We start from the raw sequence: 8,077 nt of genomic DNA, 5'->3' as shown, positions 1-8,077 counted from the left end.
TAAGGAATAAGTAAGCTTGATCCTTGAGATTGTCTACTTTCAAGATAACGATGTGCTTCTTTCACATCTGATAAAGCAAATTTCTGATTATCAGGCACACTTACATCAATTTTACCGCGACCAATTAACGCAAATAATGCTTCACTTGCCGTATCTAGCTCTTCACGCGTTGTGATATAACCCGAAATAGAGGGGCGTGTCACATACAAAGAACCTTTTTTTATTGAGAATACCTAAATCAACACCTGTTACAGCACCTGATGCATTACCAAAACTCACCATTAAACCACGACGTTGTAAGCAGTCTAACGAATCTAACCAAGTTGCTTTACCCACAGAGTCATAAACAACAGGTACTTTCTGGTTATTAGTTAACGCTAAAACACGTTCCACAATCGATTCAGTCTGATAATTAATCATCTCCCATGCTCCTGCGGCTTTTGCTTTGGCCACTTTTTCATCACTGCCTGCTGTACCAATCATTTTTGCACCAATGGCTTTCGCCCATTGGCTTGCAATTAGACCAACACCACCTGCAGCAGCATGGAATAAGAAGGTTTCATCCGCTTGTAACTTATAGGTCTCATTGAAGAGATAATAAACCGTTAATCCTTTTAAAAAAGAAGCTGCAGCTTGTTCAAAAGAGATATTATCAGGCAGACGTGCCACTTTATTTTCTGGTACATTATGCGTATCGCTATAAGCCCCTAGCGGAGATTGCGCATACACAACTCTGTCCCCTTCTTTAAGTGAAGTCACTTTAGCGCCTGTTTTGATAATAATACCCGCAGCTTCAGTGCCTAATCCGCTTGGGAATTGGCTGACAGGATATAATCCGCTACGTACATAAGTATCAATATAGTTAATGCCAATTGCCTTATTGGCAACTTGAACGTCATGATCGCCAAGAGGAGCCGGTGTAAATGTTGCTAACTCAAGAACATCTGCATCGCCATGTGTTGCAAATTGAATACGTTTAGCCATGACTATCTCCTTTGTAGGATAAAAGGTTGAATAAGCGAGCGCAAAAAGACCTTTAGAGATAATGACAAAGGATAGCTATTTCTACAAGGCACAGATAATTGGGTTAGCGTATACTAATACGCTGACTGACACTTTTTCGATTTTATGCAGGATTTATGGCCAGAAACAAGACCACTGACAAGCTGATGTCTGATATTAAAGACCGACAAATGGAGGGATTAAAACTACCTCCCCATTCGCTGGAAGCAGAGCAGTCCGTGTTAGGCGGTCTGATGATAGATAATGAACGTTGGGATAATGTTTCTGAACGTGTCACCGCAGAAGACTTTTATAGCCGACCTCATCGTACTATTTTCTCGCAAATGCAACGTTTGTTGGAATTAGGCAAACCTATCGACCTTATTACGCTATCCGAGGCATTAGAACAAAATGCCGAGCTAGACAGTGTAGGAGGATTTGCTTACTTAGCTGAGCTTTCAAAAAATACACCAAGTGCAGCGAACATCAACGCTTACGCAGATATCGTCCGTGAACGTGCTGTCGTTCGCGATATGATAAAAGTTGCCAACGAAATTGCAGATGCGGGTTTTGATCCCCAAGGACGCACCAGTGAAGATCTTCTCGACTTTGCTGAATCAAGAGTGTTCCAAATTGCTGAAACAAGAGCCAATAAAGACGAAGGCCCTAAAGCAATAGATGCAATTTTAGAAGAGACGGTTGAAAAAATAGAACAGCTCTATCAAAAACCGCATGATGGTGTCACAGGGGTTTCAAGTGGTTATCAAGATCTTGATAAAAAAACCGCAGGGTTACAAAAGTCAGATTTAATTATTGTTGCAGCGCGTCCTTCTATGGGTAAAACCACATTTGCCATGAACTTATGTGAAAATGCGGCAATGACGGAAGAAAAACCCGTACTGATCTTCAGCTTAGAGATGCCCGGCAACCAAATCATGATGCGTATGTTGGCATCGTTATCTCGTGTCGATCAGACAAGAATTCGTACAGGTCAGCTTGATGATGAAGATTGGGCGCGTATTTCAAGCACCATGGGTATTTTGCTTGAAAAACGCAATATGTATATCGATGACTCATCGGGTTTAACACCAACAGAAGTTCGCTCTCGTGCTCGCCGAATTTATCGTGAACATGGTGGTTTAAGCCTGATCATGATTGACTACTTACAGCTAATGAGAGTACCTTCATTATCTGAAAATAGAACACTAGAAATTGCTGAAATTTCTCGTTCTTTAAAAGCATTAGCTAAAGAATTACAAGTTCCTGTGGTTGCTCTATCACAGTTAAACCGTAGTTTGGAACAACGTGCTGATAAACGTCCTGTGAACTCCGACTTACGTGAATCGGGCTCTATTGAGCAAGATGCTGACCTTATCATGTTTATTTATCGTGACGAGGTTTACCACGAAAGTAGCGATTTAAAAGGCGTTGCAGAAATCATCATCGGTAAACAACGTAACGGCCCAATTGGTACAGTAAGGCTTACCTTTAACGGCCAATGGTCACGCTTTGATAACTATGCTGGCCCTGCTTACGACGATGAATAATCACTCACCTTGACTCAATTAAAGGAAGTATTGGAATAATATGAAAGCGGCAACCGCAGTGATAGATCGCCGCGCTCTGCGTCACAATTTTCAGCATGTGAGAGACTATGCCCCACATAGCCACCTGATAGCTGTCGTGAAAGCAAACGCTTATGGTCATGGGTTATTAGAAACAGCATATACCTTAATGGATAATGCTGATTGTTTTGGTGTTGCACGTATTGGTGAAGCATTAACTTTACGAAGTGGGGGAATTGTAAAACCCATTCTTCTGTTAGAAGGCTTTTTTGATATCGTTGACCTCCCTATTTTAGTCGTTAACCACATTGAAACTGTTGTTCACAGCCAAGAACAATTAGAAGCATTAGAACAGGCAAACTTGGATGAACCGGTCAAAGTATGGATGAAAATTGATACAGGGATGCACCGTTTAGGCGTGCGACCTGAAGATGCACAAGCCTTCTATTTACGACTTTCCGCCTGCAAAAATGTACAACAACCGGTCAATATTGTGAGCCATTTTAGTCGCGCTGATGAACCTGATGTTCCTGAAGCAACACAAAAACAAATCTCACTATTTCAAGATTTTATTCAAGATAAAGCGGGTGATAAGTCTATCGCTGCTTCTGCGGGTATTTTATTTTGGCCTCAAGTCCATTATCAGTGGGTTCGCCCCGGCATTATTACTTATGGTATTTCTCCTACTGGTGATGAAAGAACGGGTAAAGACTTTGGCTTAACCCCTGCAATGACACTGAAAACAAGCCTGATTGCCGTTCGTAAACACAAAGCGGGTGAACCTGTTGGTTATGGTGGTACATGGGTCAGTGAAAAAGACACTTATCTTGGGGTGATCGCGATTGGTTATGGCGATGGTTATCCTCGCAGTGCACCTTCAGGTACTCCAGTGTGGATCAATGGCCGAAAAGTCCCTATTGTTGGCCGAGTTTCTATGGATATGATCAGCGTCGATTTGGGAACTGAACTCATTGATCATGTTGGTGATGAAGCTATTTTATGGGGAGATGTGTTGCCCGTAGAAGAAATTGCCAAATATAGTGGTATTAGCGCCTATGAGTTGATTACGAAATTAACTTCACGCGTCATCATGGAATACCTAGACGAACAATAATACACACGATATTGTATCCCTATGACACACTAAAAGTGATTGGAGAAGAAGCCGTGTTTCAACAGGTTGAAGCGTTTCCGGGAGATCCGATTCTCTCATTAATGGATGTTTATAACAAAGACCCTCGTCAGGATAAAATTAATTTAAGCATCGGTCTTTATTATGACGAGGAAGGCAAGACGCCTATTTTAGGAACAGTTTCAGTTGCGCGTCAGCAACTTAATGCCATGACACCTACCGCAACACTTTATTTACCAATGGAAGGGCTAGCGCCTTATCGCAGCGAAGTTCAAGCTCTTCTTTTCGGTGCAGATAATCCACTCATAGCAGAAAAGAAAATTGCCACAATCCAAACATTAGGGGGATCAGGCGCACTAAAAGTGGGTGCTGATTTTCTTCATCGCTATTTTCCAGGATCAGAAGTGTGGATAAGTGATCCCACTTGGGATAACCATGCCTCTATTTTTGCGGGTTCGGGTTTCAACGTGAATTACTACCCTTACTTTGATCCTGAAACCAAAGGTGTAAAATTTGAAGCACTGTTAGATTGCTTTAAAAAGCTACCTGAAAAAAGTATCGTATTAATGCACCCCTGTTGCCACAACCCAACAGGCTCTGATCTAACTAAAGATCAATGGGATCAAGTCACTGAAGTATTAAAAGCTCGTCAAGCAATTCCATTCTTAGATATTGCTTATCAAGGCTTCGCGGAAAATTTAGATGAAGATGCTTACGCTATTCGTACGATGGCACAGGCAGGATTACCGATACTGATCAGTAACTCTTTTTCAAAAATATTTGGGATCTACGGTGAACGTGCTGGCGGCTTATCAATTGTTTGTGATAATGCCACTGAATGTGAACATGTATTAGGTCAGTTAAAAGCGGGTGTACGTCGTATCTATTCAAGCCCTGCAAACTATGGTGCACAAATTGTCAATAGAGTGCTCTCTGACCAAGTGTTAACTGCACAATGGCAAAAAGAAGTCGCGCATATGCGTGATCGTATTAAAGAGATGCGCGTTACTTTAGTCGAAGCTTTAAAAGTTGCACTGCCTGAAAAGAACTTTGATCATCTATTAACTCAACGCGGTATGTTTAGTTATACCGGCTTTACACAGGCACAAGTTGATAGATTACGTGACGAATTTGGTATTTATCTTATTGGTACTGGCCGTGTTTGTATGGCGGGTGTTAATACAGGTAATGTTCAGCGTATTGCTCAAGCTTTTGCAGCTGTCAGTATTTAAGCCAATCAACACGATGTCATCATAAAAAATACCTGCCTATTTTCATAAGCAGGTATTTTTCTACTATACCACAACATCACTGTCGCTTTCGGTTTTTACCTTTTATATATTGACAGCTTGCTTCTTTTCCCCAGCATTATGACGCGCTTTTTCTTCCATAATCTCAATAATTTGAATATCTGTATGTTGCATTGCACAACTGGCTAATGCACAGAGATTCGCTATTGAACTGTCGACATCGTCACTAACAATACCATCAGTACCCGCAACACTTTGATTTTGCATCGCCATCAGTACAGCTTTATAGGCACTCGCTGCGCTACTTGATACTTTCATTGCACAGCTATTCGATGCGCCATCACAGATAATGCCACTGATATCACCAATCATACTGTTGATAGACATACTGACAGTCGTAAAATCTTTTGTGAGTAACCATGCCATTCCTGCAGCTGCTCCCATTGACGCAGTTGTTGCCGCACAAAGAGCAGAAAGTGGTGGAAAATGGCTATGAACATAAATTGCCATTAAATGAGATAAAACTAATGCACGCAGTAAGGTTTCATCATCAGCTTTCATAAATTCAGCAACAACCATTACAGGTAATGTTGCGGCAATGCCCTGATTACCTGAGCCTGAATTACTCATGGCAGGTAATACTGCCCCTCCCATGCGAGCATCAGATGCTGCTGATGCTCTGATCATGATCTCATTAAGCAAGTCTTTACCTAACAAACCTTTCTCTTGTTGCAGAATTAAGGTACGACCGATCGCTAATCCATAAGTGTTTTGCAGCCCCTCCGCTGATAAAGCACCATTTAAACGCGCGGCATCGAGCATAAACTCAATTTCACTCACTGGCACATTAAGTGCGAAGTCATAAATATCTTCAGCACAAACATCAGCAAAAGGTTTTTCATCAGTACATTCACCATTATGAGTAAGCGCTGATTTATCTTCCTCAAAAACAACGTTACCGTTACATTCACAGCGCACAACATGTGTATGCTCTCTTGCAATACTGACAATGGCATAACCAGATTGGCTATACACTTTTGCTTCAGAGTAAAGCACATCTTCACAAGGTGCTTTTACACCAACAGTCACTTTACCTTGAGCAACCAGTGTCTTCGCCTGAGCAACTGCATCAGAGGATGCTTTTAACAAAACCTCCAGTCCAGCATCAGGATCTCCTCCTGTTGCGCCTAATGCGGCTGCAATAGGTAGCCCAGCCATTCCCGTTCCCGGCACCGTTACGCCCATTCCGTTTTTCATCAAATTTGGCGAAACCCAAGCTTCAATACGAACCACCGGCTCGCTTAAAAGCGCCGTTGCTTTCGCCGCTGCCAATGCTAATGAAATGGGTTCAGTACAGCCTACCGCAGGTTTAACACCTTCACGTAACTGACGAACAAACTGTGACCATAAATGAGAATTATTGTTCTGGCTCATAATCTAACACCTTGGATTAATATCGTTTTTAATAACAGCTAACTCGAACCGCAGTTGACGACTATGAGAATGCCAAGAACGGAGAAACACAAAGTAGCAGACCCGTAAAGATAATCAGGTAGAGTGACGCGCCTTTGTATTTGTGTAACATCGGTACTTTGTACACTAAGTATGCAGGAATAAGACAACCCACCATACCGAAGATTGGGCTACAAATTGAAGTGAAGCTGAGTACTGGCGCATTCAGGATGATGGCACCCCACGCTAAAAGTACTGCAAAAATCATGATGCCGTTTTGTACCCATTTTTGGTTGATTTTCTCTGCTGGAATATAACGTTGCAGAATATTCATGACGATCCCTTGTGTCGCTTCACGGAAGCCTAAGTAAACACCAAAGAATGCGGTCATTACGGCGAAGATATTCAGCATAACGCTGACAATCGTGACCCAACCACCCGGGAAGAATTTCGCAGCAATCGCTAGTGCTGAGATATTTTGTTCATACGCTTTAACGGCTTCATCATGACCCATTGCTAATGTGAATGAGATTGCATAGAAGAAAACCGTACAGAACAACACACCGAACGCGATATTCATTGCACGTAGTGCTTTATGACGAGCAACTTCACGGTTTTTATTACGACCACGGTAAGAGATAACCATTGGACTTAATGTTTGGATAAACAGAATTGAAGTCAATGTAAAAGGTAATGTAATGATTGCTTCTTTAATTAAACGTCCAGCAGGTGGTAAGGCGCCAACATTATACAGATGCCACATACCAATCATTGAAAGACCTAATGCCGCAACAACCAGTAATTTTGTCATTACCATAAAGCTTGATAGCTTAAACAGTAATTGTTCACCACGAGAAGAAATAGCCACTAACGCACAGATTAAAATCAGACCATAAAATGGATTTTCTGATAATAAACTGTCAGTTACACCAAAAGTTTGTAGATAAGAAGCACTGTCATTCGTGATAGCGGTGGAATAGACAAACATCCAAATCACTAACATCACAAAATAGAGAGCACCTAATAAAATACCCCAGTTTTTACCGAGATAGCCGGTGATAACGCTTGGGTAGTCTTTACATTCAGGAGATTCAGCAACGTATTAATAAATAAACGTTGGAAAAGGTACATTGCGGGGTAACCAATCACGGAGGAAAGTAAGAAAACCCACAATCCCATCAGACCTACCTGTACAGGTAAAAACACGATACCTGCACCGATAGCCATACCGATACTCATGATAACCCAGCCCACATCATTGCCGTCGAATTTAATTGCTGCACGCCATTGTTCTTCTGTCATACCTGCTCGGCGAGCGCCAGCACTAGTTGCGGGATAGCTTGTTGTCTCTGTTTTTGAGGAAGCCGTTTCCATATTAGTACTCACTTTTTATATTGTAATTGTTAATAGCAAAACGAATTTTGGGGGTAAAAAGAACTATCTAACTTCGCGATGACCTAATAGACTTACTTTTTGCAGGTATTTTTATTATGGGATAAATGATAGGAAATATTGCGGAGAAAAAAAGTTGTTATAAATCGTGATAGCTGAAAAATGTTTTGGAAAAATAATTCTCTCACAAGGAGAAAAGTAGGATAATCTCTTCAAAGGGAACAGTAAATAATAACCTTCCCCCTGCTGTAACCTTTGAAAATACATAACGCACTGATTAATAT

Annotated in this window: 4 protein-coding genes and 2 pseudogenes; 3 read left to right on the top strand and 3 right to left on the bottom strand. The window is 41.5% G+C overall.

The features are described 5' to 3' along the window. Window positions 1-984 (bottom strand): annotated as a pseudogene (locus BHE89_RS05130) (NADPH:quinone reductase); the annotation flags it as partial. 155 nt (window positions 985-1,139) lie between these two features. On the opposite strand from BHE89_RS05130, the gene dnaB reads away from it, so the two are divergent. Genes dnaB through BHE89_RS05115 form a run of 3 tightly spaced genes read left to right on the top strand, consistent with a single transcriptional unit; the run spans window position 1,140 to window position 4,931 of the window. Next, the gene (gene dnaB / locus BHE89_RS05125) at window positions 1,140-2,549 is read left to right on the top strand and encodes a replicative DNA helicase (RefSeq protein ID WP_023583065.1); all 1,410 of its coding nucleotides are present in this window, start codon (window positions 1,140-1,142) and stop codon (window positions 2,547-2,549) included. 40 nt (window positions 2,550-2,589) lie between these two features. Beyond that, window positions 2,590-3,681, top strand: a complete 1,092-nt coding sequence (alr, locus tag BHE89_RS05120; protein WP_069368324.1) for an alanine racemase — start codon at window positions 2,590-2,592, stop codon at window positions 3,679-3,681. Between the two features lie 53 nt (window positions 3,682-3,734). Next, window positions 3,735-4,931 carry an amino acid aminotransferase gene (locus BHE89_RS05115; RefSeq protein ID WP_069368325.1) on the top strand — a complete coding sequence of 399 codons (1,197 nt, stop codon included), beginning with the start codon at window positions 3,735-3,737 and terminating at the stop codon, window positions 4,929-4,931. Window positions 4,932-5,033: 102 nt separating this feature from the next. Here BHE89_RS05115 and BHE89_RS05110 read toward each other — a convergent pair whose 3' ends face one another. Together BHE89_RS05110 and BHE89_RS05105 are read right to left on the bottom strand one after the other, a co-directional pair. Next, window positions 5,034-6,383 carry an L-cysteine desulfidase family protein gene (locus BHE89_RS05110; RefSeq protein ID WP_069368326.1) on the bottom strand — a complete coding sequence of 450 codons (1,350 nt, stop codon included), beginning with the start codon at window positions 6,381-6,383 and terminating at the stop codon, window positions 5,034-5,036. A gap of 61 nt (window positions 6,384-6,444) precedes the next feature. Beyond that, window positions 6,445-7,775 (bottom strand): annotated as a pseudogene (locus BHE89_RS05105) (SLC5/6 family protein). Between the last annotated feature and the right edge of the window lie 302 nt (window positions 7,776-8,077).

Source organism: Shigella sp. FC1967, from assembly GCF_001743005.1.
In the GTDB taxonomy this organism is placed as follows: Bacteria; Pseudomonadota; Gammaproteobacteria; order Enterobacterales; family Enterobacteriaceae; genus Proteus.
The sequence above is the reverse complement of the archived record's forward strand: the minus strand, read 5'-3'. Positions and strand labels throughout refer to the sequence as shown.

Coding starts and splice junctions, on each gene's coding strand:
- dnaB (WP_023583065.1), top strand. CDS start 1,140: ATGGCCAGAAACAAGACCACTGACAAGCTGATGTCTGATATTAAAGAC.
- BHE89_RS05110 (WP_069368326.1), bottom strand. CDS start 6,383: ATGAGCCAGAACAATAATTCTCATTTATGGTCACAGTTTGTTCGTCAG.
- alr (WP_069368324.1), top strand. CDS start 2,590: ATGAAAGCGGCAACCGCAGTGATAGATCGCCGCGCTCTGCGTCACAAT.